Genomic DNA, 874 nt, shown 5'->3' on the forward strand with positions numbered 1-874 from the left:
CCGAATCAGAATGTTGACGGAAACACCGTCTGATATGATGTGATGCATATCAACCAGCAATAGGTGCCGTTCATCTGATACTTTTACGATTTGGGCACGGAACAGCGGTGCTTGGCTGAGATCAAACGGCTCGATAAACGCGGCTGCTTCCTGTTCAGTTTGTTCACCGAGGTCTGCCGTCTGTAATGTAAACGGCACCTCGGCATGGATGCGCTGCATCGGTTCGCCGTCTTCATCTTGTTCAAAGGATGTCCGAAGTGATTCGTGGCGCTTGATCAGCTCTTTGAAAGCCCTGTCCAGCCTTTCGGGATCAAGCTTCCCTTCCAGTTCTAATACAGCCGGCATATTGTAGCCGGTCCCTCCGTCCTCCAGCTGCTGAAGGACATAGATCCGCTTTTGGGCAGAGGAAACCGGATAGGTCTCACGCAGTTCCGCCGGTTTCATCGCTTCATATGGGCTGTCCGTTCCTTCACGGATAACGGAAGCCAGCCCTTCTACCGTCGGATGGGCAAACACATCTTTCAGCGGCACCTGTACATCGAATTCTTTTGAGATTCGGGAGACAAGCGCCGTTGCTTTTAAGGAATGTCCTCCGCGGTCAAAGAAGTTGTCGTGAATGCCGACAGGGCCGTTTTTCAGGACGTCCTCCCATAACTGGGCAAGCTTGATCTCTGTCACATTTCTCGGCGCCGTGTATGTCTCCGCATCTGCAGCTCCGCCAGGAGCTGGCAGGGCGTTTCGATCCAGCTTTCCGCTCGGCGTAACCGGCCACTGTTCCATCTCTATCAGATGGGCTGGGATCATGTAGCCCGGCAGCAGTCTCTCAAGCTGCGCCCGCACTTCGTTTCTCCGGAGCCCTTCTATATATGCGCAT

General features: G+C 53.8%; 1 protein-coding gene. It reads right to left on the minus strand.

Translation table 11 applies throughout. The annotated features are described in order from the left end of the window. Positions 1-874 (minus strand): condensation domain-containing protein (locus V756_RS01000000123010; protein ID WP_032682237.1); only part of this gene is annotated, 874 nt, incomplete at both ends.

The organism is Bacillus tequilensis KCTC 13622, from assembly GCF_000507145.1.
GTDB classification, from domain to species: Bacteria; Bacillota; Bacilli; order Bacillales; family Bacillaceae; genus Bacillus; species Bacillus tequilensis.